At 65.5% G+C, this 26064-nt stretch carries 30 protein-coding genes; 16 read left to right on the top strand and 14 right to left on the bottom strand.

The window, feature by feature from the left end:
- The 3 genes from ACIPK7_RS16660 to ACIPK7_RS16650 all read left to right on the top strand — a co-directional run.
- Window positions 1-181: hypothetical protein (locus ACIPK7_RS16660; protein WP_401089001.1), on the top strand; the 181-nt coding region annotated here is incomplete at its 5' end.
- 235 nt (window positions 182-416) lie between these two features.
- Entirely contained in the window at window positions 417-1319 is a 903-nt protein-coding gene (locus ACIPK7_RS16655; RefSeq protein ID WP_192432502.1) for a hypothetical protein, read from the top strand.
- Between the two features lie 223 nt (window positions 1320-1542).
- A complete protein-coding gene (locus ACIPK7_RS16650; RefSeq protein WP_192432503.1) occupies window positions 1543-2655 on the top strand; it encodes a mechanosensitive ion channel family protein in 1113 nt (370 codons plus the stop codon).
- A 14-nt stretch (window positions 2656-2669) separates the two neighbouring features.
- Here the strand turns inward: ACIPK7_RS16650 and ACIPK7_RS16645 are convergent, their stop codons facing one another.
- A complete protein-coding gene (locus ACIPK7_RS16645) occupies window positions 2670-3740 on the bottom strand; it encodes a DUF748 domain-containing protein (RefSeq protein ID WP_192432504.1) in 1071 nt (356 codons plus the stop codon).
- Between the two features lie 284 nt (window positions 3741-4024).
- Window positions 4025-4255, bottom strand: a complete 231-nt coding sequence (locus ACIPK7_RS16640; RefSeq protein WP_192432505.1) for a hypothetical protein — start codon at window positions 4253-4255, stop codon at window positions 4025-4027.
- A gap of 181 nt (window positions 4256-4436) precedes the next feature.
- Here ACIPK7_RS16640 and ACIPK7_RS16635 point away from each other — a divergent pair, with 181 nt between their 5' ends.
- The 3 genes from ACIPK7_RS16635 to ACIPK7_RS16625 all read left to right on the top strand — a co-directional run bounded on the left by ACIPK7_RS16635 (window position 4437) and on the right by ACIPK7_RS16625 (window position 5729).
- Window positions 4437-4754, top strand: coding sequence for a YgaP-like transmembrane domain (locus ACIPK7_RS16635; RefSeq protein WP_192432506.1), 318 nt, complete (start codon window positions 4437-4439; stop codon window positions 4752-4754).
- A gap of 307 nt (window positions 4755-5061) precedes the next feature.
- Entirely contained in the window at window positions 5062-5451 is a 390-nt protein-coding gene (locus tag ACIPK7_RS16630; RefSeq protein ID WP_192432507.1) for a DUF3509 domain-containing protein, read from the top strand.
- A gap of 104 nt (window positions 5452-5555) precedes the next feature.
- The gene (locus tag ACIPK7_RS16625) at window positions 5556-5729 is read left to right on the top strand and encodes a general stress protein (RefSeq protein ID WP_192432508.1); all 174 of its coding nucleotides are present in this window, start codon (window positions 5556-5558) and stop codon (window positions 5727-5729) included.
- A gap of 68 nt (window positions 5730-5797) precedes the next feature.
- Here the strand turns inward: ACIPK7_RS16625 and ACIPK7_RS16620 are convergent, their stop codons facing one another.
- The 10 genes from ACIPK7_RS16620 to ACIPK7_RS16575 form a co-directional block, all read right to left on the bottom strand.
- Window positions 5798-6268 (bottom strand): hemerythrin domain-containing protein, encoded by a 471-nt coding sequence (locus ACIPK7_RS16620; protein ID WP_192432509.1) that lies wholly within the window; start codon window positions 6266-6268, stop codon window positions 5798-5800.
- Between the two features lie 81 nt (window positions 6269-6349).
- Window positions 6350-6868, bottom strand: a complete 519-nt coding sequence (locus ACIPK7_RS16615; protein ID WP_192432510.1) for a CinA family protein — start codon at window positions 6866-6868, stop codon at window positions 6350-6352.
- 2 nt (window positions 6869-6870) lie between these two features.
- Window positions 6871-7263, bottom strand: a complete 393-nt coding sequence (locus tag ACIPK7_RS16610; RefSeq protein ID WP_192432511.1) for a response regulator — start codon at window positions 7261-7263, stop codon at window positions 6871-6873.
- A 340-nt stretch (window positions 7264-7603) separates the two neighbouring features.
- Window positions 7604-7801: a hypothetical protein gene (locus ACIPK7_RS16605; RefSeq protein WP_401088983.1), complete on the bottom strand. Its 198-nt coding sequence runs from the start codon at window positions 7799-7801 to the stop codon at window positions 7604-7606.
- A gap of 49 nt (window positions 7802-7850) precedes the next feature.
- Window positions 7851-8027, bottom strand: a complete 177-nt coding sequence (locus tag ACIPK7_RS16600) for a hypothetical protein (RefSeq protein ID WP_401088981.1) — start codon at window positions 8025-8027, stop codon at window positions 7851-7853.
- Window positions 8028-8044: 17 nt separating this feature from the next.
- A complete protein-coding gene (locus tag ACIPK7_RS16595; protein ID WP_401088979.1) occupies window positions 8045-8605 on the bottom strand; it encodes a type 1 glutamine amidotransferase domain-containing protein in 561 nt (186 codons plus the stop codon).
- A gap of 327 nt (window positions 8606-8932) precedes the next feature.
- On the bottom strand, window positions 8933-9397 hold the full coding sequence (locus ACIPK7_RS16590) for a low affinity iron permease family protein (RefSeq protein ID WP_192432515.1): 465 nt from the start codon (window positions 9395-9397) through the stop codon (window positions 8933-8935).
- On the bottom strand, window positions 9378-9512 hold the full coding sequence (locus ACIPK7_RS16585; protein WP_263866338.1) for a hypothetical protein: 135 nt from the start codon (window positions 9510-9512) through the stop codon (window positions 9378-9380). Before ACIPK7_RS16585 ends, ACIPK7_RS16590 begins: the two co-directional genes overlap by 20 nt.
- 159 nt (window positions 9513-9671) lie before the next feature.
- Window positions 9672-9965, bottom strand: a complete 294-nt coding sequence (locus ACIPK7_RS16580; protein ID WP_401088977.1) for a hypothetical protein — start codon at window positions 9963-9965, stop codon at window positions 9672-9674.
- Window positions 9966-9998: 33 nt separating this feature from the next.
- Entirely contained in the window at window positions 9999-11768 is a 1770-nt protein-coding gene (locus ACIPK7_RS16575; RefSeq protein ID WP_401088975.1) for a thiamine pyrophosphate-requiring protein, read from the bottom strand.
- A gap of 222 nt (window positions 11769-11990) precedes the next feature.
- Here ACIPK7_RS16575 and ACIPK7_RS16570 point away from each other — a divergent pair, with 222 nt between their 5' ends.
- From ACIPK7_RS16570 to ACIPK7_RS16555, 4 genes are read left to right on the top strand one after another with little or no spacing between them, the layout of a single operon-like run.
- Window positions 11991-13016 carry an acyl-CoA dehydrogenase gene (locus ACIPK7_RS16570; protein ID WP_401088999.1) on the top strand — a complete coding sequence of 342 codons (1026 nt, stop codon included), beginning with the start codon at window positions 11991-11993 and terminating at the stop codon, window positions 13014-13016.
- On the top strand, window positions 13013-13756 hold the full coding sequence (locus ACIPK7_RS16565) for a PIG-L deacetylase family protein (RefSeq protein WP_401088973.1): 744 nt from the start codon (window positions 13013-13015) through the stop codon (window positions 13754-13756). Before ACIPK7_RS16570 ends, ACIPK7_RS16565 begins: the two co-directional genes overlap by 4 nt.
- Window positions 13753-14331: a methyltransferase domain-containing protein gene (locus ACIPK7_RS16560; RefSeq protein WP_401088972.1), complete on the top strand. Its 579-nt coding sequence runs from the start codon at window positions 13753-13755 to the stop codon at window positions 14329-14331. Before ACIPK7_RS16565 ends, ACIPK7_RS16560 begins: the two co-directional genes overlap by 4 nt.
- Entirely contained in the window at window positions 14328-14981 is a 654-nt protein-coding gene (locus ACIPK7_RS16555) for a glycosyltransferase family 2 protein (RefSeq protein WP_192432520.1), read from the top strand. The genes ACIPK7_RS16560 and ACIPK7_RS16555 overlap by 4 nt, the downstream gene beginning before the upstream one ends.
- Before the next feature lie 3 nt (window positions 14982-14984).
- Here the strand turns inward: ACIPK7_RS16555 and ACIPK7_RS16550 are convergent, their stop codons facing one another.
- A complete protein-coding gene (locus ACIPK7_RS16550) occupies window positions 14985-15770 on the bottom strand; it encodes a S9 family peptidase (protein WP_192432521.1) in 786 nt (261 codons plus the stop codon).
- Window positions 15757-16866, bottom strand: coding sequence for a DUF3182 family protein (locus tag ACIPK7_RS16545; protein WP_401088969.1), 1110 nt, complete (start codon window positions 16864-16866; stop codon window positions 15757-15759). Before ACIPK7_RS16545 ends, ACIPK7_RS16550 begins: the two co-directional genes overlap by 14 nt.
- A gap of 88 nt (window positions 16867-16954) precedes the next feature.
- Here ACIPK7_RS16545 and ACIPK7_RS16540 point away from each other — a divergent pair, with 88 nt between their 5' ends.
- From ACIPK7_RS16540 to ACIPK7_RS16515, 6 genes are all read left to right on the top strand, one after another.
- Entirely contained in the window at window positions 16955-17158 is a 204-nt protein-coding gene (locus tag ACIPK7_RS16540) for a DUF2934 domain-containing protein (protein WP_401088967.1), read from the top strand.
- A gap of 372 nt (window positions 17159-17530) precedes the next feature.
- A complete protein-coding gene (gene glgA, locus ACIPK7_RS16535) occupies window positions 17531-19060 on the top strand; it encodes a glycogen synthase GlgA (protein WP_401088966.1) in 1530 nt (509 codons plus the stop codon).
- Window positions 19057-20829: a malto-oligosyltrehalose trehalohydrolase gene (treZ, locus tag ACIPK7_RS16530; RefSeq protein ID WP_401088964.1), complete on the top strand. Its 1773-nt coding sequence runs from the start codon at window positions 19057-19059 to the stop codon at window positions 20827-20829. Before glgA ends, treZ begins: the two co-directional genes overlap by 4 nt.
- Window positions 20829-22883, top strand: coding sequence for a 4-alpha-glucanotransferase (gene malQ / locus ACIPK7_RS16525; protein WP_401088962.1), 2055 nt, complete (start codon window positions 20829-20831; stop codon window positions 22881-22883). The genes treZ and malQ overlap by 1 nt, the downstream gene beginning before the upstream one ends.
- Window positions 22876-25602 (top strand): malto-oligosyltrehalose synthase, encoded by a 2727-nt coding sequence (treY, locus tag ACIPK7_RS16520; protein WP_401088960.1) that lies wholly within the window; start codon window positions 22876-22878, stop codon window positions 25600-25602. The genes malQ and treY overlap by 8 nt, the downstream gene beginning before the upstream one ends.
- Window positions 25599-26051 carry a DUF2934 domain-containing protein gene (locus tag ACIPK7_RS16515; RefSeq protein WP_401088958.1) on the top strand — a complete coding sequence of 151 codons (453 nt, stop codon included), beginning with the start codon at window positions 25599-25601 and terminating at the stop codon, window positions 26049-26051. Before treY ends, ACIPK7_RS16515 begins: the two co-directional genes overlap by 4 nt.
- Window positions 26052-26064: the final 13 nt, after the last annotated feature.

Raw genomic sequence — 26064 nt, 5'->3', positions numbered from 1 at the left:
GAAGCGTGGGTTTTGCAGCAGGATGGCGGACAGCAGCGTACTGCCCGAGCGCGGCAAACCCGATATGAAGTGGAAATTCTGCATCCCTGCGCAACGACTCAATGGCACTTTGCAATTGCGGGATGCTATTCCTTTCGAGAAATTTCGTACAGATTTTTCACACAGCGATCAAGACCGCTGAAACCCCCGCCAACCGCCGGCTCCCGGAATGTCCCGAAATAGACGCCCGGCCTCATTCCGCGCGCAGCTGGCCCATCGTGCAATCTGCCGCGGCAGATCACGGCATCCATGCGTTCTGCATACCTTGCGTTCGTCTCTTTAATTCCAACCCATTGAAAATACTGAATTTAATATTTTGAAACAGCTGGCACGTACAGTGCAAAGGCAGTTCAGGCCCAGCCAAAGGAGCACCACCCATGATTGCCAGCACCGATACTTCACTCATTAACGTTCAGGATCGATCAGGCGTTGCCTGGCCGGCGATCTTCGCCGGCGCGGCAGCCGCCGCGGCGCTTTCGCTGATTCTCATCGTCCTGGGCTTCGGCCTCGGGTTTTCCGCCGTGTCGCCCTGGCCGGGCGATGGCGGAACCCTCAAACAGATGAGTATCTCCACCTTCATCTGGTTGGCGATCACCCAGGTCCTCGCCTCCGGCCTTGGCGGCTACCTCGCCGGGCGCCTGCGGGTGAAATGGGCCAGCCTGCATGGCGACGAAGTTTACTTCCGCGACACTGCCCACGGCTTCCTGGCCTGGGCCATCGCCACGCTGGTAACTGCCACCCTGGTCGTCGGCTCGGTCAGCAGCCTGGTGGGGGGTGGCTTGCAGGCCGGTGCGACGGTCGCTGCCGGGGCGGCGGCGAGTGCCACCAGTGCTTCCCCCGCCAAGGACGACAACGACGCGGCCTACTTCATCGACACCCTGTTCCGCGACAACCGCCCGGTCGCCGTCAGCGACGACGCTGCCCATGCCGTCGCATCGCGCATCTTCCTGCGTGGCCTGGCCGAAGGGCAGCTGAGCGCCGAGGACCGTACCTACCTCGCCCGCGTGATCGCCCAGCGCACAGAGATCAGCCAGGCCGAGGCAGAGCAACGCATCGATACGGTATTCGCCCAGGCGCAACAGGCCAAGCAGCAGGCGCTACAGGCCGCCGACACGGCCCGCAAGGTCGCTGCCGGCTCGGCGCTGTGGATGTTCGCGGCGCTGCTGTGCGGTGCGTTCTTCGCCAGCTTCATGGCCATCCATGGAGGTCGCCGCCGTGACGCGGAGCTGCTGGTAGCCGACCACGTGCACTCCACTTCCCCCGCCCACTCCATTCGCTGACAGGAGACTCACCATGCGCTCGATCCTCCTTTACTTCCTCGGCGTGCCGATCCCGATCATTATCCTGATCGCGCTGTTCTGGCACTGATCTTCACCTGCGGGAGGACTGCATTGTCCTCCCGCTGCTTGCCACGGCGTCGTGCACCTTTCATGCGTCGCGGCTGAACTTCTGCCTCCCACCCGACCCCAAACCTACTCCTGTCATCCTCGATAAGGAGCACTCATGGAGTCGCTGTATGCCTGGCTGGACCTGAGCCAGCTCGGCCGCCTGGCACTGATAGTGGCGGCCGCCGCCGCAGGATTCCTCGTCCTGCGCTTTCTGATTGCCTCAGCGCGCAAGCGCCTGGAGGGTCGCACGAGCCAATGGGCGCGCTACGCCGCGGCGATAGCCGGGCGCACCAGCAACGTACTGATCTTCGTCTTCGCCCTGATGCTCGCGCTCAAGCTCACCACCCTGCCCGATAACTGGAGCACGGCGCTGTCGCACGCCTGGTTCGTCGTACTTGCACTGCAGGTTGCCTGGTGGCTGGACGCGTGCGTGCGCCTGTGGACGCACAACCTGTCGCGCTCACGCTTTGGCGGCATCCAGAATCCGGTGATGGCGACCATCGTTTCCGTGGTGGTGCTGGTGGTGGTCTGGGCCGTGATGCTGCTGTCGATCCTGGCCAACCTGGGTGTGGACATCACCGCGCTGATCGCCAGCCTCGGAGTCGGCGGCATCGCGGTGGCGCTGGCGGTACAGACCATTCTCAGCGACATCTTCGCCTCGCTGTCGATCGGCTTCGACAAACCCTTCGAGATCGGCGACTTCGTGGTGTTCGGCGATGTGGCCGGGAGCATTGAGCACATCGGCCTGAAGACCACACGCATCCGCAGCCTGAGCGGCGAGCAGATCGTCTGCTCGAATGCCGAATTGCTTAAACAGACGCTGCACAACTACAAGCGGATGAATACCCGACGCATCGTCTTCCAGTTCGGTATCAGCTACCGAACCTCTGCTGACCAGGCCAAGGCGGTTGCAGACGTAGTGAAGCAGATCATCGACGAGATCGACGAGGCAAAGTTCGATCGGGCGCACTTCCTCTCTTTCGCCGAGAGTCGCCTGCTTTACGAAGTCGTCTACATCATGCAAACGGCTGACTACAACCGGTACATGGACGTGCAGCAGCGGATCAATCTGAGCTTGCTGGCCCGCATGCAGGAGCTGGAAGTCGATTTCGCCTTCCCGGTGCGCGAGCTACGCAATGTCGAGGCTGTTCACGATTTACGCGCACCAGCTCGCGAAGCGCTCAATATCCAGAGCCGAGAAGGCTCGTCGCGCGGGACCAGTCACTAGCGGGGCGGCTCTCGTCAGTCTGCGGGAGCCGAACGCTCGTAACGGGCGTTGAAGGCCTGGATGAAGGCGTTGCGCAGGATGCCGAGAAAGGCCTGGAACGCGCTGATGTCCTGGCGGTGGATGTTGCCGCTGAGATCCACTCGGGTGGCGAACTGGTCCTTGCTCTGGTTCTTCAGCACCGTCTCGCCGCCGCCGACCAGGGCTTCCCAGATTGAACGGAACAGGCTCTTGTCCTTTTCCTCCACATCCTGCTGCCAATTGAACACGTCGACATCGCGCAGCAGCGGTTTGATGTACCCGCTGAGGCGGCCCTTGACCGCCTTCGCTTCGATCACCAGGGTGCCGTGACCGCGATTGAAGTCGAACTTGCCGTAGGCCGAGGCGAAGTCATTGACCCGGCGCAGCTCCACCTCACTGGCGCGCAAACGCAACTGGAAGTCCTCGAAATCGGTGAATGGGTCGAAGGACGCCTCGACCTCCAGCGGCGCTTGGTCGAACAGACGGGCGTGACCTTCAAAACGAGCGACCCGTTCGCCCTTCTCGTCCGCCACGTTGGTGAGGCCGTACAGGCTCGCGTTGACCGCGCTGGCGGCCAGGTGCACAGGCGGACTGGACTGGTAGTTGTGGAAGCGGATGCGGCCGTCCTCGATGCGCAGCTCATCGAGGGTGATCGGCAGCAGTTTGTCCAGCTGCTCACTCCAGTTGGTGCCGGCGCCGCTCTGGGATTCCTGTCGGCCACCGCCATCGACGAAGTTCAGCTCCGGTCGCAGGAAGGTCACTCGCGCTACGATCCCATGCTCGTACCACAGCGCATGCCAGCTCACGGCGAGATCGATCACCGGGGCGTCCAGCAGCGGCACCGGCACCTTGCCGCTCACCTTGACGATCTTCAGCCCATTGATTCGGTACGCGCCACGCCAAAGCGCCAGGTCCACATCGGCGATCTGGCCGTGGTAGTCGCCCATGCGCTCCAGCTTGCCGTTGAGGTAGTCGCGGATCACGTAGGGCAACGCGATATGCGCGACCAGCAGCAACAGCAGGATCGCCAGGATGCTTGCCATGGGCACGCTGTAACGTCTTTTCATCCCGGCCTCCGAAGGTTCTCTGGCAGTGGACCGGCCTGGCGGCGAGCGAGTTCAGGGAATTGCCACCCGCCTGGTTGCGGCAATGGACGGACCGCGTTTCAGAGTGCCCGGATCACTTCCATGTCTACGCCCAACCACCGGTTCATCGAGCTGGGCGACCAGGCCCTGGGCGAATGCATCGGCGAGATAGACGCCAACGGCCATGCCCAATGGATGGCTGGCGGCGCCACGCAGGCCGGCTTCAGACCAGCAACATGCCGACCACGATCAGCGCGGCAACCGCGTCATTTCTCGGCAATGCCACTGAGGGTGATACCGTACCGGCGCAGCAACTCGATAATGACGGCATCGCCGTGCTGGTCCCTTGCCGCTCCGTACTCACCGGCGGGCAGGTTCTGCCGCGCCCAGCCGAGGACGAACGCGCTCGCCTGCTCGATGGTCGGGCGCCCCTCATGCTTCATCTCCAGCGTGCTGGTGTTGTTGTCCTTCTGGTAGCTGATCACCCATTCAGTCATAGGTATCTCCTCGGATGCCTGCATTGAACCTGTGCAGATGAGTCGCCCAGCCCGCTCGAGTTGCCCCAGTGCGACGGACGGGCCCACCGCCTGCGACTCAACTCGAACCAAACTCCCCTTGCGTCTGCCTACGGAATACCGGGCGCCTTGGCGCCTTGAACTTCGACCGTAGGAGAACGACATGAACGAACAGAATCTGAGCGGATGGGAACGGGCGGCCTCCATCGCCGCAGGCATCGCGGCTATCGGCCTGGGCGTACGGCGTGGCGGGTTGGGTGGTTGGTTGCGCGTGGGCGCCGGACTGCTGGCGGCCAAGCGTGGCCTGAGCGGTCACTGCCAGGTGAAAGCGGCGCTAAACAAACCAGTCCTGGAACCGTTGCGCTCTGAGCTGGCCGCTGCGGTGCCCTCTCCCGGTGTGGCGGACTCGACGGTCTCGGAGGCCCGCATTGACCATGCGCTGGAGGAAACTTTCCCCGCCAGCGATCCGATCTCGCCCTGAGGCGTCTCCAGGCCAGGCGGGGCAAACCTCGACGTCGAGCGTTCTCCCGCAAGGCGCAATGCCGGGCGGGAGAACGAACCCGGCTTTTGACTGTTCAAGCTGATTGCCGGACCTCGATGAATGGATCGCCCGAAACCCGCGTGCCAGCCGCTGCGCTTATCAAATTGCCAGTAGCAGAATGCACGGCCCCGCGGCCTTCTCGCGTGCATTTTTCAAGTACCCCGAACCACGGATCAAGGACTTACGCCGATTTATCGCTGGCCCGCCGGTTGCTCCTCTTTTTGCATCAACAAGGAGGAACCCGCCCATGCACGGCAATTTCGAGCATTCATTTGAGACCACCCATGACCTGATCCGCCAGGCCCTGCCCGACTACGCGATCAGCTTCTCCGATCGCCCCGATAAGGCGTTGCTGTGCCACATCCACAGCCACGACGGCGCGCATCTGTTCGATCGCGTGATTACCCGGCAGGACCTGCAACACCAGCAACTGCTGGACGACCTGATCGGGCGCATCAAGCGCGACCTGATACTGGAGTGCGGCCCGCTCCCCGAGGAACAGGTCGAGGTGTTCACCAAGCGCATACCCCTGCCGACTTTCAAGCCCGGCCACGGCAAGCACCGCCAGCGCAAGATCGTGGTCGCTGGTGAACGCCTGCGCAATCTGGCGGCTATGCGCCAGAAGCTGCGCGCCTGAAATTTCTTCTCATCCCGCTTCGTTGCCCGGGGGTTCGCCCCAGGGCAACGCGTACATGGACGGGCCGTGCGCCCGCTAACCTCATAGCATCAGGAGAAAACACCATGGCCCAACACCGAGGTGGAAAAGGCAATTTCGCGGAAGACCCCCAACGCGCCGCTGAAGCGGGCCGTAAAGGCGGTTCCAACAGCGGCGGCAACTTCAGGAACGACCCACAACGCGCCTCCGAAGCCGGACGCAAGGGGGGACAGCGCACGCGCAGCAACACCCCCGAATAATCCGCCGCGCAAAAAAGAAGCGAAGCCAGGCCAGCCTGACTTCGCTTTTTCATGCCACTTGCTGGAACTCAGGCGGCGCTCTTTTCCCAGTGTGTCTTGATGTCCTTCTTCATCTGCTGCATGGCGGCGCCCAGGCGGTCCAGGGTGGGATGGTCGAGCAATTCCGCGGCGCGCGGGAACATCTCCTGTTCCTCCTCCTCGATGTGGTGCTCCAGCAACTCCTTGAGCACCTTGACCCGACCGGCGAACTCGATGCTGTCCGGCCTGGTCTTCTTCAGGTCGGGCAGTACCAGGGCGTCCACGGTACGGTGTTCCTCCTTGGCTTCGAAGTACATCTTCGCGTCGTCCTTCTCGCCCACCTGCTTGAGCGCCGGATAGAAGATCTCCTCCTCGATGCTGGTGTGTTGGGCCAGTTCCAGTTCGATGCGGCGAAGCAGTTCCGGGCGTTTCTTCACCGCGCGCTCGGTGGTTTCACTCAGTTCGCCGAGCAATTTCTTCACCACTTCATGGTCGTGCTTGAGCAGTTCGATGGCATTCATCACAGGTCTCCTCTCAGGGTTTTCACGGCTTTCTTTCACGGTTTGCTTACACAGGATGGCTCTGGGTTATCGCTTGGCGGCTCAGCGCCTTTCACCGGCCAGCGCCCGGCGATGGAATTCGGGAATCAGCTCCAGGGCATGGCGCACCGTCTGCTGGCGCATCCAATCCGGGTCGCCAGTGAAACGCACCCGCCGGGTGAACAGCCCAAGTCCATCAGCCATGCGAAACCCCCAGGCCAGGCAGACGGTACCGGGCGCGATGCCGTCCTTGCCCTCCTCGTCCAGCAGACCGGTCACCGCCAGTACGGCGTTCGTCGGCTCGTAGCGCAAGGCTGCCTCGGCCATCGCCCTGGCAACTTCGACGCTGGTCAGGTTGAATTCCTCCAGCCACATCGCCTCTACGCCCAGCAGTTCGCGCTTGGCGGTGGGCGAATAGACCACCAACCCGCCCTCCATCACCTGCCCGCTGCCGGGCACGGAAGACAGCACCGCCGCGATATGCCCGCCCGTGCAGGATTCGGCGGTCAGCAGGCGCAGGCGCTGCCGCCCCAGGTATTCCACGACCCGCTGGGCCGCTTCGCGTAAGTCCACTTCAAACATGATCAAAACTCCTGCCTGGGCTTAACGGCGGAACGGCACAGCGCGTGCTCGATGGCCCGCTCCAGTTCGTCCAGGCGAATGGGTTTGAGAAGAGCCGGGTACGGCACGCTGTCGTCCACCACCCGCGGTCCGGAAGAAGACAGGCCCAGCACGCGCATGAGCGGCCGCACCGGCAGACAGGCTTCAACCAGTACGCCGGCGGTGTGCGGGCCGGTAAGCTGCTCGTCGAGCAGAAAGAGGTCGATCACGGCGGCGGAATTCAGATGCTCCAGCGCCGCCTCCAGTGACGAAGCGCTGAATACGGCATGGCCCTGGTCGAGCAGGTACTGCTCCAGGCGCCAGAGTTCGTCGGCTCGCTCTTCGAGGATCAGGATGGAAGCTTCGCGCAGGTTCATGCCGGTCTCCTTGGTTCCGGAGAGATACCCAGCAACTTCCGCGCCTGCATTTGCGCTGAGTCCACGATCCGCGCCAGAGCGGTTACGGACTGAATTGATCGCACCGTGCAATCAGCATTGCGCACGATGGTGGCCTCCCGTCGATGCAATTCGCCCGAGCGCAGCGGCGCTCCTGTCGGGCTGACCGCGCGTACCGCTCTCCTTTGAGCCACATCGAAGGGAGCTACCTCTGCGAAAATACCGACCTGTCACCCTCACCCTGCGGCCCGTGCGAGCGAGCAAAAAAAGCCCGGCGCAAGACCGGGCCTTTTGTTTCGGGTTACGGATATGGGACCGGCGATCAGCAGGGACGGCCCTCATCGCCAAGCCCGGCGATGTCGGGATCGCTGGGCAAGACTTCCGGCTCGTCCATGTGCGTCTTGGGCGTTGATAGCTGGTCTTCGCGGTTATCGCCACGGCGGCTCCATTCCGGATGCAATTCGCCTGGTATGTTCTGCCGGCCACTTTGGCTGCCGGTGTGCGGTTCGTTCTGGCTCATATCGGTTCTCCTCCGAGAGCGGCCTAACCGGCTTTCCGGAGCCAACCCGTCAAGGACGTTCGATCTGGATTTCGGTGATGTCCGCCGGGTTGGCCTCGGCGTGACGCGACTGCACGTAGAAGCGCGCCTGGTCCGGCGTCAGCGAGCCCGAAAAGCTGTTCACCTCGATGCTGTAGGGCTGGTCGTAGAGCCGGTAATTAACGGTGAAGGTGCGGGTTTCGCTCATGGGACTCTCCTGTTCAGTCATGCGGCCTTGAGTGCTTCGCCCAGTGCCTCGTTGAACGCCTGCAAGTCTCCAGGATTGCGCGAAGTGATGAGCGTCCAGCCCTTGGCCGGGCACACCTCCACCGGGGCGTCGCGCCAGTCGGCGCCAGCGTTCACCAAGTCGGTTCGCACGCTGGCATAGGAGGTCAGCGATTTCTCGGAGATCACACCGGCGTCGATCAGCAGCCAGGGGCCGTGGCAAATGGCGGCGATGGGTTTTCCGGCTTCGCTGAATTCCTTGACCAGCCTCTGCGCGTCCGCGTCCTGGCGCAGGGTGTCGGCATTCACCGTGCCGCCGGGGATCACCAGCAGGTCGTAGTCGCCAGCCTTGAGGCCATCGAGCTTCGTGTCAGAGTTCACCTGGACGTCCTTCTCGCTGTCGTGCACCCAGGTCTGCGCCGGGCCGCCCTTCACGCTGGCGTGAGTCACTGTGGCGCCCTGCGCTTTCAGGGCGCGCATCGGCTCGAGCAGTTCATCGCGTTCGATGCCGGCATTGGAGGTGATGAACAGGACGTTCCTGCCTTGCAGATTATCAGTCATGGATATGCCTCCTCGGGAGGAGGACGCCGCCGGGGCACCCTCCTCGCGGATGGTTGTGATCGTTACGGTTCCAGACGCCCGCGCCACTGAGCGCAGGAGGTTGGCACTGAGCCTGTCGGCATTGCAGCTGGCGACATTGGTCAGGGAGACGATGCCCACCAGACGCTTCTCCGGGTTGACCACGGCCGGGCGGTGCTTTCGGTCTGCGCCATGTTCTTCGTCACATCGTCATGTCGGCCATGGCGCGCTCCTTGTCGGGCTGAGGGGCTGTACTGTTGAGTCCATGTGAGGCCCTGGCTGACCATCATTGCGACGAATGGCCGGCACTCAGCCCCTGGAGTCACCTTCTTCCTGTTGCTCCTCGCGGTTGGCCACCTTCTGTGGCGAGCCTTCCCCGTCGTGTTCCTCGCCCATTTTCTCGTAGGTCTTGCGCAGCTTTTGCAGCTCTTCGCTGCCCATGTCGTCCAGTCCCATCAGCACCTGGTGGGCGTGTTTGGTGGTACGCAGGAGCTCGTCGATCTTGATGTGCAGCGCGTCGGTGTCGCGGTTCTGGGTGCTCTGGATGAGGAATACCATGAGGAAGGTGATGATGGTGGTCGAGGTGTTGATCACCAGTTGCCAGGTGTCGTTGAAATGGAAGAACGGCCCGCTGAGCGCCCACCCCACCAGTAGCACGCATGCCAGGGCGAAGGTCAGCGGGCGCCCGGACCATTGCGACAACGCCTGGGCGAAGCGCGAGAAGCTGGCGCCGCCTTTTTTCTCGCCGGGAGATTCATTCGCTGCGTTCGACATGGACGGTACGCTCGGGGACGGTAATGGTGACTTCACGCGGCGGCGTGGGCTTTTCCAGGGACTTGCGATTCCGGTTGCCGGGCTTGCCGGCGGAAGCAGTGCGAGGGGCGGTCATGGTGCGCTCTCCGTGAAAAAGGTGCCTGACGGGTAGAGGCAGCGAGCGCGCCGCGAGTTCAGAAAAAACGTGGCCGGGAGACGGGGTCGCCTGCCGGCGCTTCCTCGGCGTGGCCCGCTTCTGCCCTCCGGTCGCAATCACCGGTAATACACACACGGCTCAATACGCGTCGGGGGTGGTGCCTTTCTTCTGGGTGCTGTCGTGGTTCTTGCTCTCCTGCCTGTCCCTGCTCTCCTGAGACTGCACCTGGCTGTTGTCGTCGGTGCGGCCTTCATCCTTTTGCTTCTGCTGCGAGGCCGGAGGTGTGGGCGCCTGGCCGGGGCTCTGGCCATGGGGTTTTTCGTTGGTCGGCACTTGCTTGGGGGCCTCGGCGGCGTAGGCCGGTATCAGTCCGATGGACAGCCAGGCCAGTAGAACGACGGCAACGGGACGGGCGAGTTTGGCTTTGTTCATGGTGCGGCTCTCCTCGGATTGGATCAGCGTGGATCATTTGCGTGCCAGTAACTGCCGCGCGCTCTGGCGCAACACGCCCCAGCGGCGCGGGTCGCCGGGCAAGGCGCCAAGCAGGTTGCGCGCCTGCTCGAAGCTGATGTGGGGCGGCAGCGGCGGCACGTCGGGATCGGTGAGTACCTCCATCAGCACCGGGCGGTCGGCCTCGAAAGCTTCCTGCCAGGCCGCGGCCAGATGCGTGGCGTCGGTCACGCGGATGCCGCGAAAGCCCAGCAGCTCGGCATAGCGCGCATAAGGGAAGTCGATGACTTCCTGGGCAGCGGCAAACTCCGGGTCGCCAGCAAGGGCGCGCTGTTCCCAGGTGACCTGGTTGAGGTCGCCGTTGTTGAGCACCAGCACGATGAAGGTCGGGTTGTCCTTCCAGCGCTTGTGGTACTGCTGCACGGTGACCAGCTCGGCGTTTCCGTTCATCTGCATGGCGCCGTCGCCAACCATGGCGATCACCGGACGCTCGGGATGCGCCAGCTTGGCGGCCAGCGCGTAGGGCACGCCGCTGCCCATGCTGGCCAGCTTGCCCGATAACGAACCGAGCATGCCGGGGCGCGCACGCAGGTCGCGGGCATACCAGTTGGTGTGGGAGCCGCTGTCGCCCGCCAGGATCACGTCGTCCGGCAATTGCGGCGAAAGCTCCCAGAACACCCGCTGCGGGTTGATCGGTTCGGCGGGCGTCATTGCCTGCTCGCGCAGCTCCTTCCAGCTGTCCTCCACCGCTTTCTCTATGCGGATGCGCCAAGTGCCATGGCGCTTGGGCTTGAGCAGCGGCAGCAAGCGCCGGAGCGTCTCCGCGGCGTCTCCCAGCAACACCTGGTCGATGGGGTAACGCATGCTGACGTTGCGCGCCTGCAGGTCGATCTGCACTGCCCTGGCCTGCCCAGACTTGGGCAGGAACTCACTGTAGGGAAAGGTGGTGCCGATCATCAGCAGCGTGTCGCAGCGCTGCATCAGCTCCGCGCTGGCACGGGTGCCGAGCAGGCCGATGGAGCCCGTCACGTAAGGCAGGTCGTCGGCGACCACCATCTTGCCCAGCAGCGCCTTGGCGACGCCGGCGGACAGCGCTTCAGCCACCGCCTCGACCTCTTCGTGGGCACCCAGCGCACCGGCGCCGACGAGGATGGCGACCTTGCGCCCGGCATTGAGGATTTTCGCGGCGGCCACCAGCTCGTCTTCGCGAGCGTAGGGCCGTGGTGCGAGGAAGCCGACTCCCGAATAGACATGGCCATGCTTGTGCGGTGATTTCTCCGCCGGCATCTGCTGCACGTCGTTGGGGATGATCACGGTGGCGACCTGGCGCTCACTGCAGGCGACCCGCAACGCCCGGTCGATCACGTGGAGCAGCTGGCTCGGGCTGGCCACGGTCTCGACGTAATTGCTCACGTCGCGGAACAGCGTGTGCAGGTCCACTTCCTGCTGGTAGTCGCTGCCCAGGGCAGTCACTGCCTGCTGGCCGACGATGGCCAGCACCGGTTGATGGTCCATGCGCGCATCGTAAAGGCCGTTGAGCAGGTGGATGGCACCCGGCCCGGAGGTCGCCAGACAGACGCCCACCCCGCCGGTGAACTTGGCGTGGGCACCGGCCATGAAGGCGGCCATTTCCTCGTGACGTACGCGGATGTAATCGAAGTCCTCGGCGCGTCGGCCGAAGGCTCCCATGATTCCGTTGATGCCGTCGCCGGGATAGCCGAAGACGCGGTGTATACCCCACTGTTTGAGGCGTTCGAGCAATTGATCGGCGACGGTCTGGGACATGCGTTCCTCCGTTGTCTTGGGTCGCGAACTGCAGGACACAGGCAATGCGCCCCTGTCTGGACCGACCGACCCAATGCCATCGGGTTCACAACAATTCGCCAACGGCGAGGCTTTAACACGCATGTTTTCCACCGTGGTCGGATTCCTACGAACGGCACGCAGAGGGTTTGAACCGATGGGCGGTAAATCCAGTCCGGATGAATAAGCCCCTCACCATCGGACATCGCCATGACCCAGGACGGCCTGAATGCACTGTGCGACCTACTCCAGGATTTCCAATTGCCGCTGGACGCCGACCAGCAGCAAGCCGCGCTCGGCCATGCCCTGCGCACCCTGAGCGACAGCGGACTCGACCAGTTGCCGGGCCCGGGAAGCGGCGCCACGCTACGTCGCTGGCAGGCACTGGCGGCGGTAGCCGGCAGCGATCTGTCGCTGCTCAAGCTGTACGAGGGGCACACAGATGCACTGGCCATCCTTGACGAGCTGGAGGGTGAAACCCGCCCCGGTACCTGGGCGGTCTGGGCGGCCGAGCCGCCGGGCACCAGCGTGAAGATAGTGGCCCGCGAAGCCGGGTTCGTGCGCATCAGCGGCCGCAAACCGTGGTGCTCCGGTGCCGTCCTGGTGGAACACGCCCTGGTGACGGCCAAGGACGAGTGGGATCGCCCTCAGCTGATCGCCGTGACCTTGGAGCAACCGGGCGTGACGATTGGCGATGGCGACTGGAATGCCGTCGGCATGGCGGCTACCCGAAGCGCCACGGTTGATTTCGACGGAGCACTCGCACGCTGCGTTGGCGCACCACAGGCCTATCTGCAGCGGCCCGGATTCTGGCACGGCGGCGCCGGCATAGCCGCGTGCTGGTACGGCGCCGCCAGCCGCCTGGCCAGCTATCTGCGCAATGGCCGGCCTGAAGACCCGCACGCAATGGCTCACCTGGGCGCGGTGGATGCCGCACTGGCCGGTGCCGCCGGCGCATTGCGCGAATGCGCCAGCTGGATCGACGACAACCCGGATGCAAACTCGGAACTGCCCGCGCGCCGCGTACGTGCCCAGGTGGAAGGCGCGGTCGAGGCCGTGCAATGGCATGTGGGCCACGCCCTGGGTGCCACGCCGTTCTGTCGGGACCTTCGTTTTGCCCGGATTGCCGCCGACCTGCCGGTGTTCCTCCGCCTGAGCCACGGCGAACGAGACCTGGCGCACCTCGGCCTGCACCTCGCCAACCAGCGTCAGGAGCGGTGGTCGCTGTGAGCAACACGCTTGACCTGATTGCCGGTACACCCGGCACCCCCGCCTCGGCTTGGCAAGCCAGTTCGCAATTGGATCAGCTGCCGCGCATCAGCCGCCACGAGCTGTTGCCACCGGGACGACGGCTGGTGGTGGTCGCTCCACATCCCGACGATGAGGTGCTGGCCTGCGGCGGCTTGCTGGCAGGCCTTGATGAGGACGTTGAAGTGCTGCTGATCTCCGTGACCGACGGTGAAGGCAGCCACCCCGATTCTCCCCGCTGGACACCGGAGCGTCTGCGCAGAGCCCGCCTGGAAGAAAGTCGCGCAGCAGTGCTTGAACTCGGGCTGGCTGGGCTTCGGTGGCAATGGCAGCGCCTGCATCTGCCGGACAGCGGCGTACAAGCCGCCCTCCTGGCTCACATGCTGATCGAATGGATACGCCCTGGCGATCGGGTACTCAGCACCTGGCGGCGGGACGGGCACTGCGACCATGAGGCAACGGGGCTGGCCTGCGCCCAGGTCGCTGCCCGCTGCGACGCCCGCCACTTCGAGGCGCCGATCTGGGCCTGGCACTGGGCCCTGCCTGGTGACCCGCGCCTGCCCTGGGCCAGGGGGCGCCGGCTGGATCTCGACCAAGCGGCGGTGCAACGCAAACGCCGGGCGATTCAGGCGCATGTCAGCCAGCTCGAAGGCCCTCGGCCGATCCTCGATGCGCGCCTGCTGGAGACCCTATTGCAACCCTTCGAGGTGTACTTCCTGTGAGCTCACTGACTTCCGGATATTTCGACGAGATGTTCCGTGGTGACCCGGATCCCTGGTCGTTCCGTTCCTCCTGGTACGAGCGACGCAAGCGCGGACTGATACTCGCCAGCTTGCCGCGCGGCCGGTTCTCCAGCGGCTACGAGCCGGCCTGCGCAAACGGCGAGACCAGCGCCGAACTTGCTGGCAGGGTCGACTCGCTGCTGTGCAGCGACTTCAGTGTCGAGGCGCTTGCCCTCGCCCGACCGCGCCTGGCCGGGCTGGAGAATGTGCGCCTGGCCAGGCACTGCCTGCCAGCTGATTGGCCGCAGGAGCGTTTCGACCTGATCGTTCTTGGCGAGCTCGGCTATTACCTGGCACCCGGAGACTGGGCCAACCTCTGCCAATGCGCGGCTGCCAGCCTGGAGCCCGGCGGTGTACTGGTTGCCTGCCATTGGCGCCATCCCATCGAGGGCTGCGCGCTAGCGGGCGATGCGGTGCACGAATACCTGGCACGGGCGCTGCGCACTGCAGCCAAGATCAGCCATGTCGAGCGGGACTTCCGCCTGGAGCTGTGGTTCGACGAGGACGCTGCATGATCGGCGTACTCGTGCCTGCGCACAACGAAGCGGAATTGCTCGGCGCCTGTCTCGCGTCTCTGCAGCAGGCGGCGCTGCATCCGGAACTGAATGAGGAATCGGTGTGCATCCTCGTCGTGCTCGACGCCTGCACCGATGACAGCGAGGCCGTGGCCCGCGCCTGTGGTGCCGCCGTACTGCGGGTCGACGAGCGCAACGTCGGCCATGCTCGCCGCGTCGGCGCAGCCTACCTGCTGGAACTGGGCGCTCGCTGGCTGGCGTGCACCGATGCAGACAGCAGCGTCGACCACGATTGGCTGGTGCGCCAACTGGCCTTCGGCGCCGAGGCGGTCTGCGGTACCGTCCGCGTTGCCGACTGGTCACCACGCGCGGAGCAGGTTCGCCTGATCTACGAAGCCCACTACCAAAGCACTGAGAATCATCGGCATATCCATGGTGCCAACCTCGGTGTATGTGCCCGCGCTTACCAGCGCGCCGGAGGTTTCCGCCCGCTCGCGGCGGACGAGGACGTACATCTGGTTCGCGACCTGGAGCGCAGCGGCGCGCGCATCGTCTGGACGCACCAGACCTGCGTCACCACCAGCGCCCGCCGTGACTGCCGTGCTCGGAATGGTTTCGGTGAATTCCTCGATGGGCTCGCGGCGCCCTGACGTTCAGCCCACGATCAGACGATTGGTGCGTTCGCCGACCACCATCTCGGTGATCCAGCGCACCAGGATGTCGGTGTAGGCCGCCTGCGATGTCTCGCTGCTCAGCGCATGGTCGGCCTGGTCGATGATCCGGTGGGTAAGCGAGTGCGTGTGCTGGAAGGCAGCGCGGTAACTCATGATGGTCGGGTGCGGGATATAGCTGTCGTGCTCCGACTCCACCAGCAGCACGTCTCCGTGAAACTTCGAACAGGCCTTCAGCGCACGGTTGCTGGCCGCCGGGATCAGGCTGGAGCGGTAGGCCATCAGGTCATCCCTGGGCAGTTCGCCCTTGGGCACGTCCCAGTCCTCGTCGCGATAGATCGCCGGCACGCGCAGTGCCAACCAACGCACGGCACGCAGCTCGGTGAGGATCGCGGCCAGGTATCCGCCATAGCTGGTACCGACTACCGCGATGGCGCTGGAGTCGATACGCGGATGTGCCGCCAGCCGATCGTAGGCGGCCAGCAAGTCGCGCAGATTGTCCTCACGGGTGATGGAAGCCTGCAACGCTTCGCCGGCGCCGTGACCGGCGAGATCGAAGGTCAGGCAGACACAGCCAAGCCCCGCGATACCACGGGCCCGATTGAGATCGCGCTCCTGGCTGCCGCCCCAACCGTGCACGAAGAGTACGCCGGGCACATGGGTGCGAGGGCTGAGGAAATTACCCTGCAGGCGCAGGCTGCCGACATCGATATCGATGCGTTCGTCGCTGGAAAACTCTCGGGGAAGCAGGTCGTCACGGGAAGACATAAGGCGCCACCATTGCGTACTTCATGAGGAAATCACCGTGCTCGTCCGGCCCGCGATAGAGCACGCGAGCGTTGTCCGGCAGGGGTTTGTCCTCGAAGATTTCAAACGTCGAAGCACGTACCACGCACAGCGTCGGATCGGCGACGAAGGCTTCCAGCGCCGCCAGTTCGGCACCGCTGGCACCGCCGAAGCGCCAGGACTGCTCCAGCACGCCGGAGCAACGCTGGCCGCGGACGTCCAGGCCCTGGGCGACGTCATAGTTACGTCGCGAGGCGAAAAAGGCCGCCAACAGCTGATGCGCGGCGCGGTCGAACTGCACCGCCTGGTGGATCGCGAGTTTCACCGACTCCACCAGGTCCAGTGCAAGCAGGCAATCGAAGTCGCCGCGCACCACCAGCAGGTCACTCCCACCATAGACGAGCTCACCGCGCGGGTTGCGATTGCGCTGCTGGACGCCGTGATAGCTGAGCAGAACACCGTTGATCATCACCTGGCCGACGCTGTGGGTCTGCGGCTCGTCGAGGTCGTCTTCGATCACCAGGCCCTGGTGGTAATCACCGTCCTCGTAGCGGGCCAGGGCCTCGGCCAATTGATCCGTATCCGCCACGACCTGCTGCCCCTGCCCGCCCCGGCTGGCTGCCGGCTTCAGCCGCTGCGGGCTTTGTTGCAGACGAGCGCTGGCGCAGCGCACGGCGTCGTTGTGGCAGAACACGCTGTGGCCATCGAGCACCAGCGGCTTGACCCGTGCAGCGAATGCGTCGCTCCAGCCTCGCGGGGTCATGGTCGGTCGGTCGATCAGCGGGTGGACGATGGCCTTGCCGCCCTGGAACCCGTATTGCACATAGCCACCGAACAGGTCCAGCGGGCCGTGGATACCAAATTCCCCTGCCTGATCGCGTCCTACAACCGTGGCGTCCGGCACCCAGTAGAACTGCTGGCCGGCCTGCCGGTGCGAGGGCGGTTCGGAGCGAAAATCCAGGCCCTGGATTTCCGCCAGCCAGGCACCCAGGGCCTCGTGGGTCAGGCGGTCGGCTGGCTGCGCATCCGGGTCGAGCGAGCAGGCCACGACAAGGCGTGGGCGATCGGCATCGTTCATGAAACGTCCCTCGGTCAGGCTGTATGAACAAGCTGACTGATGCGGCAGTCATCGGTTCTACATAGATGACGAACTGCCGGAGCCGGGCATGAATCAGAACCGCAGTGACCAGGACCGCGAAGCACAGATCCGCCAGAAGGCCTACGACCTGTGGATTGCCGAAGGCAAACCCACAGGCCAGGCCGCCCGTCACTGGCAGATGGCCGAGGAGCATCTGGGCCACACGTTGCCAGTCGAACGCGCGCAAGAGCTCGATTACCAGGGCAAGCACACCCCTCGCCGCGAAGCGTAACGGCAAGGCGTATTGCAACCGACGCAGAGGCCCATCGTGCATTCTGCTGGTCGCACAACGCCATGCCTGCCTCTGCATTACCTTTCCGTTCAATAAGTTACAACCAGCTCAAAGGCTGGTACGGACCCTGCTTGCAGCAATGCGTGTCGGCCCGAGAGTTTTCTGGCCGCATCTTTTGCCCCTGCCAGATGCCCCTCGAACCGAGCGGCTCCCGCGCTAACCGGGATGCCGCCACGTCGGTAGCGCGCGTCGGCGGAAATTCGAAACTTCGTCCGTCGGGGGGCGGTCCCCCGCAGGACAGGGCAAACGCCACGGAGAAACACGGGGCTGACAGGAAACGCCAGCCCCCTTGACGAACAAGAGGAGTCAACGATGCGCAACCAGCTGGCCGATGTGCGCCTGGAAGAAGCCACAGTCAATCTCTCCCCTATCCCTTCGGCCGATGGTACGCCGCCGCAACAGCGCAAACGGATACTCTTCGCCACCTCCGAATTCAGCGACTTCGTCAAGGCCGGCGGACTGGGCGACGTCTCTGCAGCACTGCCCCGCGCACTGCTCGCCGACCACGATATCCGTGTGCTGATCCCCGGCTATCCGCAGGTACTCAAGGGAGCGATCGCCTGCAAGATTGTCGGACGCCTGCCGGGCCTCGCTGCACTGCCGGCCTGTGACATCGGTGAGCTGAAGCTGGCCGATGGGCTGGTGGTCTACGCGGTGATCTGCCCCGAACTCTACGACCGCCCTGGCACGCCCTATGTCGACCAGAACGGCCACGAATGGGCTGACAACCACATTCGCTTCGCCCGCCTGAGCCTGGCCGCCGCCGACATTGCAGCCGGCATGAGCGAGCTGGCCTGGTACCCAGACCTGCTTCATGTGAACGACTGGCCCACCGCGCTGGCCCCTGCCTACATGGCCTGGCGCGGTCAGGCCACACCCAGCGTGCTGACCATTCACAATCTTGGCTACCAGGGTTCCTGCCCGCTTGGTTGCTGCGCCGAGCTGGGCTTGCCGGACTCCGCCGGTTCGCCAGGCAGCATGGAGTTCTACGGCAAGCTGTCATTCCTCAAGGCCGGCATCAGCCATGCCAGTCACATCACCACGGTGAGCGAAACCTACGCCCGCGAGATCACCAGTGAGAAGCTCGGCTGCGGCATGCACGGCGTACTCGCCCAGCGCCGTGACCGCGGCCAGCTCAGCGGCATCACCCACGGCATCGACGCCGGCTGGGACCCGCTGACCGACCCGCATCTGGTCGAAGGTTTCGATTCGTCGCGTCTGGCCGGCAAGCGCCGCAACGCCGAGTACGTGGAGAAGCAGTTCGGCCTCCTGCCCGGGCGTGGTCCGCTGTTCGCCGTGGTCTCGCGGCTGGTGCACCAGAAAGGCATCGACCTGACCCTGGCCATCGCCGACGAGATGGTTGCCGCCGGCGGCCGGCTGGTCTCCATCGGTTGCGGCGAGCCCGAGCTGGAACTGGCCATGCGCGAGCTGGCCGAACGCTATCCCGGCAGGGTCGGCGTGCAGGTCGGCTTCGACGAGACCACAGCACGGCGCATCTACGCCGCCAGCGACTTCCTGCTCATGCCCTCACGCTACGAGCCTTGCGGCCTCAGCCAGATGTACGCCCAGCGCTTCGGATCGCTGCCCATCGCCCGGCACACCGGCGGGCTGGCCGACACCATCGTCGACGGCGTGACCGGCCTGCTGTTCCGCGACGAGACGCCGGCCAGCTACTTCGACGCCGTGCGCCGCGCGCTGAACATCTACCGCTATCCGGAACTGCTGCATGCCATGCGCTGCAAGGCGATGGAGTCGCCACTGACCTGGGACGAAGCCGTTCGCCCCTACACCGCTCTCTATCAGCGCCTGTTGCAGCGGGTGCCAGCGCAGGCCGTACGATGACGTTGCAGCTAGATCGGCGACATGGCGCGCAGGTCATGCCCGACGGCAGGGTGCGCTTCTCGCTGTGGGCGCCCGATGCGCAGCGGGTGGAAGTGGAGCTGGGCGGCGGCAAACGCCACGGCCTGGAAGAGCTCGCCGACGGCTGGTTCAGCGCCGAAGTCCCAGCCATCGTCGGGCAAACCTACCGCTACCGCATCGACCATGAGCTGCTCGTGGCCGACCCGGCCTCGCGGGACCAGGCCGGGGGCGTCGAAGGCGAAAGCCGAGTGGTCGATCCCGACGCCTATCGCTGGCTCTACCCGAACTGGCGCGGGCGGCCCTGGCATGAAGCGGTGATCTACGAAGTCCATGTCGGGTTGTTCGACGGCTTCTCCGCCCTCCAGGGCCGGCTGGAAGAACTGGCCGCGCTGGGTATCACCGCCATCGAACTGATGCCGCTCAACGCCTTCCCTGGCCGGCGCAACTGGGGCTATGACGGCGTACTGCCCTATGCGCCGTCCTGTGCCTATGGCGACCCTGACACCCTGCGCCGGCTCATCGACAGCGCCCACGGCCTGGGCCTGATGGTGTTCATCGACGTGGTCTATAACCACTTCGGCCCGCAGGGCAATTACCTCGGCCAGTACGCCAGCGCCTTCTTTCGCGCCGACCAGCAGACACCCTGGGGCCCGGCGATCGACTTCCGCCACCCGGCGGTGCGCGAGTTCTTCATCGGCAACGCCGAGATGTGGGTGCGCGAGTACCGGGTGGACGGTTTGCGCATCGACGCCGTACACGCCATCTCCGACAGGGACTTCCTCCACCAACTGGCCGGCCGCGCCCGACAGGCGGCCGATGGCCGCGAACTGCACCTGATCCTGGAAAACGAGAACAACGAGGCGAGCCTGCTGCAGGCCGACGTTCCTGGCGACGGTGCCGGTTTCGACGCCCAGTGGAATGACGACCTGCACCACTGCCTGCATGTACTGCTCACCGGGGAGAGCGAGGCGTACTACGTCGACTACTCGCATCGGCCAATCGAGCAGTTGTGCCGCTGCCTGCGCGAGGGCTTCGCCTTCCAGGGCGAGACCGATTATCGCGGTATCGCCCGCGGTGAACCCAGCGGACAGCTGGCTCCGCAGGCATTCGTGGCCTTCCTGCAGAACCACGATCAGGTCGGCAACCGCGCCATGGGCGAGCGCCTGACCACCCTCGCCCACAGCGGCCGCCTGCGCGCGGCCAGCGCACTGGTGTTGCTCAGCCCCATGGTGCCGATGCTGTTCATGGGCGAGGAATGGGGCGAGCGGCAACCCTTCCTGTTCTTCACCGATTATCAGGGCGAATTGGCGCGGGCCGTTACCGAAGGCCGACGCGAAGAGTTCCGACGCTTCAGCAAATTCTCCTCGCCAGGCGCTGCCGCCTGGATTCCCGATCCCAACGACTACCAGACTTTCGTGGCCTCCCGCCCTCGCCCCGAGCAGGGTGACGACGCCTGGCGCGCGCACTGCAGCGAGCTGCTGCAGCTGCGCCGGCGCTGGCTGATACCCCAACTGCCCGGCAGCCGCGCGCTGGACGCGCAACCGCTGGGCGAGCGCGCGCTGAGCGCGAAGTGGCGGCTGGGCGACGGCAGCCTGTGGCGCATAGACCTCAACCTTGGCGCGGATGACATTGCGGTCGAGCCGCCGGCGGAAGCCGCCCAGGTGCTGTACTGCTTTGGCCAGAGCGCGGCGCACTACCGCCACGGCTGGCTGGGCGCAGCAGCGCTGGTCGCCAGCATGGAGATGCCCTGATGAGCGACGCGCAACTTGAGCGCCTGGCCAGCGAAGCGGGCCTGGCCATCGACTGGATGGATGCTGACAACCGCCCACAACGGCTGACCGCCGAGGTGCAGCGCTCTGTGCTGGAAGCGCTGGGCTTCCCGGCGCAGAGCCCGGAGCAGATTCGCCAGAGTCTGGAGGAGCTGGAACGCCGGCGTACCGAGGTACCACCGCTGATCACCGCCGACCTCGGCCAGGCGGTCAGCGTGCCGGTCACGCCAGGCACCCGCTACAAGCTGTTCAACGAGGATGACAGTGACCACAGCGACGGGCATGTCGATGAGAACGGGCAGATTCCGGCACTCGAAGCCAGCGGCTACTACCCGCTACATCTGGGCCCCCACGAGCTGATCCTGGCTGTCGCACCGCCGCGCTGCCCCTCGGTGGCGCAGTATTGCGGCGGCCGCCAGCATGTCTGGGGCTTGTCGGCCCAACTCTACTCGCTGCGCCGCGAGCAGGACGGCGGCGCCGGCGACATCGCCGCCCTGGCCCAACTGGTGAGTGCGGCTGCCGCGCAAGGCGCCGACGCCATTGCCATCAGCCCGCTGCACGCCATGTGCCTCGCGTCTCGGGACATCTACAGCCCCTACTCACCGTCCAGTCGCCTGTTGTTCAACGAACTCTATGCCGCGCCGGGCCTGGTACTGGGCGACGAACCGGTACGCCAGGCGGTGGCCGCCGCCGGGCTGGAGGCCGAACTGGCGCGCCTGCAAGCCCTGGCGCTGGTCGACTGGCTGGGCGTCGCCCACCTGCGTGATCGCCTCCTGGCGCAGCTTTACGAACAGTTCCGGCACGAACCCGGCGAACTGCACGAAGACTTCCTCGCCTTCCGCAACCTCGGCGGCGCCGAGTTGCTGCAGCACTGTTGCTTCCAGGTCCTGCAACTGCGCCGCGCAGAAGCCGGCGAAGGGCTCGACTGGCGCTCCTGGCCCGAGCCATACCGTAACGCCCGCAGCGTCGAGCTGGGCCATTTCATGGTCGACGAGGAGCTGGCGATCAGTCAGCAGGCCTTCGGCCAGTGGCTGATCGCCCGTGGCCTGCAGCAGGTACAGCGCGACGCAAAGGCCGCCGGCATGGGCATCGGGCTGATCGCCGACCTCGCCGTCGGCGCCGAGCCTTCCGGCAGCCAGGCCTGGATGCGCCAGGACGAACTACTCACCGGCGTCAGCGTCGGCTGTCCGCCGGACATCCTTAACCGCGCCGGCCAGAACTGGGGAATCTGCGCCTTCTCCCCCGACGGCCTGCGCCGTCAGGGCTTCCGCGCCTTCATCGAGATGCTGCGGGCCAACCTGCGCTACGTCGGCGGCCTGCGCATCGACCACATCCTCGGCCTGCGCCGGCTCTGGGTGATCCCTGCTGGCGCAGAGGCGCAGGACGGTGCGTATCTCGATTACCCCATCCAGGACCTGCTGCGGCTGATCTGCCTGGAAGCCGAGCGCGCACGCGCTGTGATCATCGGCGAAGACCTCGGCACCGTGCCGCCGGGGCTGCGCGAGACGCTGGCCGAGCGCGGCATTCTCGGCATGCGCGTACTGCTGTTCGAGCAACAGTTCGACCATTTCATCCCGCCTGCACAGTGGCCGGACAATGCCCTCGCCACCAGCACTACCCATGACTTGCCAACGCTGGAAGGCTGGCAGAAGGGCCGCGATATCGACTGGCGCGAACAGCTCGGCCAGCGCACCCGCGAGACCGCTGCCGAAGAGCGCAACACCCGCCAGCATGAGAGTTTTGCGCTGCGCCGGGCGCTGTGCGAAAACGGCATTACCCCCGACCCGGTGTTGGATGGCGCCATCGAATTCCTCGGCGTAACGCCTGCACCGCTGGTCCTGCTGCCGCTGGAAGACGCCCTGGCCTGCATCGAGCAGCCAAACCTGCCGGGGCCTGGAGACAGCCACCCGAACTGGCGGCGGCGTTTCGCGCGCAATGCTGGCCAGATGCTCGACGACCCTCAGGTGCGCGCACGCCTGGAGCGCCTGAAGCGCGCCCGTGGCACTACCGGCGACGGAGGGCGCGAGCATGACTGAAATCCGCGCCACCCTGCGCCTGCAGTTCAACCGCGATTTCACCCTGGATGACGCCCTGCCCTGGCTGGACTACTTCGCCCGACTCGGCATCAGCCACCTATATGCTTCGCCCCTGCTGGCCGCACAGCCGGGCTCTACCCACGGCTACGACTCGGTAGACCCGACCCGCATCAGCGACGAGTTGGGCGGGGAGCCCGCGCTGCGTCGCCTGGTGGCCGGTCTGCGGCGCAATGACATGGGCCTGATTGTCGATACCGTGGCTAACCACATGCGCATCGGCGACGCCAATCCCTGGTGGCAGGACGTTCTTGAATGGGGCCTGGACAGCCCCTACGCGCACTTCTTCGATATCCGCTGGCACAGCGACGATCCATTGCTGGACCAGCAGGTCCTCTTGCCCTGCCTGGGCGAGGATTACATCGACGAGGTGAGCTCAGGGCGCATCCGGCTGGACTACGACCTCGCCAGCGCCCGCTTCCTGCTGCGCTACGGCGACCAGCACTTCCCGGTCTGCCCATCCAGCTACGGGATGATCCTCTGTCACACCGAGTGCCCCGAGCTGCTGGCTCTCGCGCCGCGTTTCGTCGAGCTGCACCACCACCCGCTGGGTCGTCATCTGGCACAGGCGCTTTGCCGGGAGGCCGCGGTGCCACTGAGCGATGCGGGCCTCCTGGAATCCCTGCTGACCTCCTACCGCGATGACTGGCACAGCCTGCACCGGTTGATCGAGCAGCAGCACTACCGCCTGGCCAACTGGCGGGTGGCTGCGGACGACATCAACTGGCGGCGCTTCTTCGACATCAACGAACTGGTGGGCCTGCGCGCGGAGCACCCGGACGTCTTCCAGGCCAGCCACGCCTACCTGCTGCAGCTGATGCACGAAGGGTTGATCGACGGCCTGCGCATCGATCATGTGGACGGCCTCGCTGACCCGCGCGGCTACTGCCGGCGACTGTGGCGCGCCACCGATGGTGCACCGGTCTATGTGGAAAAGATTCTCGGCCCCGGCGAATCATTGCCGGCGGACTGGAAGGTGCAAGGCACCACCGGCTACGACTTCATGAACCAGGTCTCGCAGCTGTTGCACGACGCCAGTGGCGAGCCGCAACTGCGCCATCTGTGGCTGGAAGTCAGCGGCCGCCAGGACGGCTTCGCCGAGGAAGTCCGCCAGGCGCGCAAGCACGTGCTGGGCTCGCTGTTCGCAGGCGACGTCGAGGGGCTGGCGCAACAGCTCTGGCAAATCGCCCGCTTCGCCCTGGCCAGCCGCGACATCCCGCTGGGCTCCATCCGCCGCGCGCTGTTCCAGTTGCTTGCCGCCTTCCCCGTCTATCGCACCTACGCCGGCGCGCTCGGCCGCTCCGAGCAGGACGAACATTTCTTCAGCCAGGCCCTGGAGCAGGCCCAGCAGCACCTGGAGCCCAGCGACCAGCGCACACTCGGCTGGCTTGATCGCATGCTCGGCGGCGAAGCGCTGCGCACCCAGCCGCCGGGGCCGATGCGCCAGCTGCGCAAGCTGGCGCTGGACCGCTTCCAACAGCTCACCCCGCCGATTGCCGCTAAGTCCCTGGAGGACACGGCCTGCTATCGCTCGGCAGCGGCTCTGGGGCGCAACGATGTCGGTTTCGATCCGCAGACCCTGGGCGGCGACGTGGACGCCTTCCACCTCGCCTGCCTGCAACGCCTTCGCGAATTCCCCCACGCGATGCTCGCCACCGCGACCCACGACCACAAGCGCGGCGAGGACTGCCGGGCGCGCCTGGCGGTGCTCAGCGAGCGCGCCGAGTGGTTCGCCGAGCGTGCCTGGAGCTGGTGGAAGCTCGCCGCGCCGCTGCGCCAGCACATCGCCCGTGGCCCGGCGCCCAGCGGCAGCGACGAGTTGATGCTCTACCAGACGCTGCTGGGCAGTTGGCCGCTGGAGCTGGCCGCCGATGACGGCGATGGCCTGCGCGCGTACTGCGAGCGCATCGAGCAGTGGCAGCGCAAGGCGATCCGCGAGGCCAAGCTGGACAGCGACTGGAGCGCGCCCAATGAAGCCTACGAGAGCGCTTGCGCGCGGTTCCTCGGCGGTATCCTGCTGGAGGACGCCGGTGCAGTGCTGCGCCAGTCCATCGCCGAAGCGGCGCGCAGTCTGATGCCTGCAGGCGCACTCAACGGCCTGGCGCAGAGCGTGCTGCGCAACACTACGCCTGGCGTGCCCGACCTCTACCAGGGCTGCGAATTCTGGGACTTCAGCCTGGTGGACCCGGACAACCGGCGCCCCCCTGACTTCGCCGCCCGCGAAGCCGCGCTGGACGCCCCGCCAGACTGGCCGGCGCTGCTGCGTGACTGGCGCAGTGGAGAGATCAAGCAAGCGCTGCTCGCCCACGCCCTCGGGCTGCGCAAGCGCTGGCCGGCGCTGTTCTCAGCCGGTGACTACCTGCCGCTGGAAGTACGCGGCAAGCACGCGGCGCAGGTCGTCGCTTTCGTCCGCAGCCATTCTGGTCAGCATCTGCTGGTGGTGGTGCCACGCTGCGCCGCCGCCCTTCTCGGCGATTCGCCACTGCCGCAGGTCCCGCCCGGACACTGGGCGGACACGCGCCTGCACCTGCCCTCGTCCCTGGCCGCCATCCGCTGGAACGGACTGGCCGGCCCGGTCGAACCGCACAACGGGGAACCGCGCCTGACCGAGCTGCTCGGTGCGGTCCCGGTCAACCTGCTCATATCCGGAGGTGAACTATGAAGGTCAACGAGGCAAGAGTCCGCGAACTGGCCTACCAGATCTGGGAGTCCGAGGGGCGCCCGGACGGCCAGCAGGACCGCCACTGGCGCATGGCCCGTAGCCTGGCCGAAGCCGAATCGGTCAACCATGGCGAGCCGGACGAGTCACTGAAGCAGCGCTTCGAAGGTGACGAGGAGCCGGAAAAGCCCGCCCTGCTGCAAGAGCCGCCGCGGCGCAAGGGGCGCCTGCCCAAGGCGAATCCGGAAGTGCCGAATCAGGACACAGGCGAAACCGTCGCGCCCACGCCCAGCCCCGCCGAACGCAAGTCGCCGGCCAAGACCAGGCCCACCAAGAGCGCGCCGACCGTGACGCCCACGGCGAAACGCAAACCAAAGTCCAGCCCGGCCGAGGCAGCGGTTCCCAGTGAGCCCGCGCCACCCAGGACACGCACGAAGCAAAAAAACATCTGACCCCAGGAGCCCG

The organism is Pseudomonas sp. NPDC086581 (assembly GCF_044746165.1).
Taxonomy (GTDB): domain Bacteria; phylum Pseudomonadota; class Gammaproteobacteria; order Pseudomonadales; family Pseudomonadaceae; genus Pseudomonas.
This window is presented reverse-complemented; position numbering and strand designations above follow the sequence as displayed.

What these genes read in the sequence shown, in the direction of transcription:
- ACIPK7_RS16630 (WP_192432507.1), top strand. Translation starts at nt 5,062, where the DNA reads ATGCACGGCAATTTCGAGCATTCATTTGAGACCACCCATGACCTGATC.
- ACIPK7_RS16585 (WP_263866338.1), bottom strand. Translation starts at nt 9,512, where the DNA reads ATGACCGCCCCTCGCACTGCTTCCGCCGGCAAGCCCGGCAACCGGAAT.
- ACIPK7_RS16545 (WP_401088969.1), bottom strand. Translation starts at nt 16,866, where the DNA reads ATGAACGATGCCGATCGCCCACGCCTTGTCGTGGCCTGCTCGCTCGAC.
- ACIPK7_RS16650 (WP_192432503.1), top strand. Translation starts at nt 1,543, where the DNA reads ATGGAGTCGCTGTATGCCTGGCTGGACCTGAGCCAGCTCGGCCGCCTG.
- ACIPK7_RS16540 (WP_401088967.1), top strand. Translation starts at nt 16,955, where the DNA reads ATGAATCAGAACCGCAGTGACCAGGACCGCGAAGCACAGATCCGCCAG.
- treZ (WP_401088964.1), top strand. Translation starts at nt 19,057, where the DNA reads ATGACGTTGCAGCTAGATCGGCGACATGGCGCGCAGGTCATGCCCGAC.
- treY (WP_401088960.1), top strand. Translation starts at nt 22,876, where the DNA reads ATGACTGAAATCCGCGCCACCCTGCGCCTGCAGTTCAACCGCGATTTC.
- ACIPK7_RS16580 (WP_401088977.1), bottom strand. Translation starts at nt 9,965, where the DNA reads ATGAACAAAGCCAAACTCGCCCGTCCCGTTGCCGTCGTTCTACTGGCC.
- glgA (WP_401088966.1), top strand. Translation starts at nt 17,531, where the DNA reads ATGCGCAACCAGCTGGCCGATGTGCGCCTGGAAGAAGCCACAGTCAAT.
- ACIPK7_RS16615 (WP_192432510.1), bottom strand. Translation starts at nt 6,868, where the DNA reads ATGTTTGAAGTGGACTTACGCGAAGCGGCCCAGCGGGTCGTGGAATAC.
- ACIPK7_RS16645 (WP_192432504.1), bottom strand. Translation starts at nt 3,740, where the DNA reads ATGAAAAGACGTTACAGCGTGCCCATGGCAAGCATCCTGGCGATCCTG.
- ACIPK7_RS16610 (WP_192432511.1), bottom strand. Translation starts at nt 7,263, where the DNA reads ATGAACCTGCGCGAAGCTTCCATCCTGATCCTCGAAGAGCGAGCCGAC.
- ACIPK7_RS16625 (WP_192432508.1), top strand. Translation starts at nt 5,556, where the DNA reads ATGGCCCAACACCGAGGTGGAAAAGGCAATTTCGCGGAAGACCCCCAA.
- ACIPK7_RS16600 (WP_401088981.1), bottom strand. Translation starts at nt 8,027, where the DNA reads ATGAGCGAAACCCGCACCTTCACCGTTAATTACCGGCTCTACGACCAG.
- ACIPK7_RS16550 (WP_192432521.1), bottom strand. Translation starts at nt 15,770, where the DNA reads ATGTCTTCCCGTGACGACCTGCTTCCCCGAGAGTTTTCCAGCGACGAA.
- malQ (WP_401088962.1), top strand. Translation starts at nt 20,829, where the DNA reads ATGAGCGACGCGCAACTTGAGCGCCTGGCCAGCGAAGCGGGCCTGGCC.
- ACIPK7_RS16515 (WP_401088958.1), top strand. Translation starts at nt 25,599, where the DNA reads ATGAAGGTCAACGAGGCAAGAGTCCGCGAACTGGCCTACCAGATCTGG.
- ACIPK7_RS16620 (WP_192432509.1), bottom strand. Translation starts at nt 6,268, where the DNA reads ATGAATGCCATCGAACTGCTCAAGCACGACCATGAAGTGGTGAAGAAA.
- ACIPK7_RS16655 (WP_192432502.1), top strand. Translation starts at nt 417, where the DNA reads ATGATTGCCAGCACCGATACTTCACTCATTAACGTTCAGGATCGATCA.
- ACIPK7_RS16595 (WP_401088979.1), bottom strand. Translation starts at nt 8,605, where the DNA reads ATGACTGATAATCTGCAAGGCAGGAACGTCCTGTTCATCACCTCCAAT.
- ACIPK7_RS16590 (WP_192432515.1), bottom strand. Translation starts at nt 9,397, where the DNA reads ATGTCGAACGCAGCGAATGAATCTCCCGGCGAGAAAAAAGGCGGCGCC.
- ACIPK7_RS16605 (WP_401088983.1), bottom strand. Translation starts at nt 7,801, where the DNA reads ATGAGCCAGAACGAACCGCACACCGGCAGCCAAAGTGGCCGGCAGAAC.
- ACIPK7_RS16575 (WP_401088975.1), bottom strand. Translation starts at nt 11,768, where the DNA reads ATGTCCCAGACCGTCGCCGATCAATTGCTCGAACGCCTCAAACAGTGG.
- ACIPK7_RS16640 (WP_192432505.1), bottom strand. Translation starts at nt 4,255, where the DNA reads ATGACTGAATGGGTGATCAGCTACCAGAAGGACAACAACACCAGCACG.
- ACIPK7_RS16635 (WP_192432506.1), top strand. Translation starts at nt 4,437, where the DNA reads ATGAACGAACAGAATCTGAGCGGATGGGAACGGGCGGCCTCCATCGCC.
- ACIPK7_RS16555 (WP_192432520.1), top strand. Translation starts at nt 14,328, where the DNA reads ATGATCGGCGTACTCGTGCCTGCGCACAACGAAGCGGAATTGCTCGGC.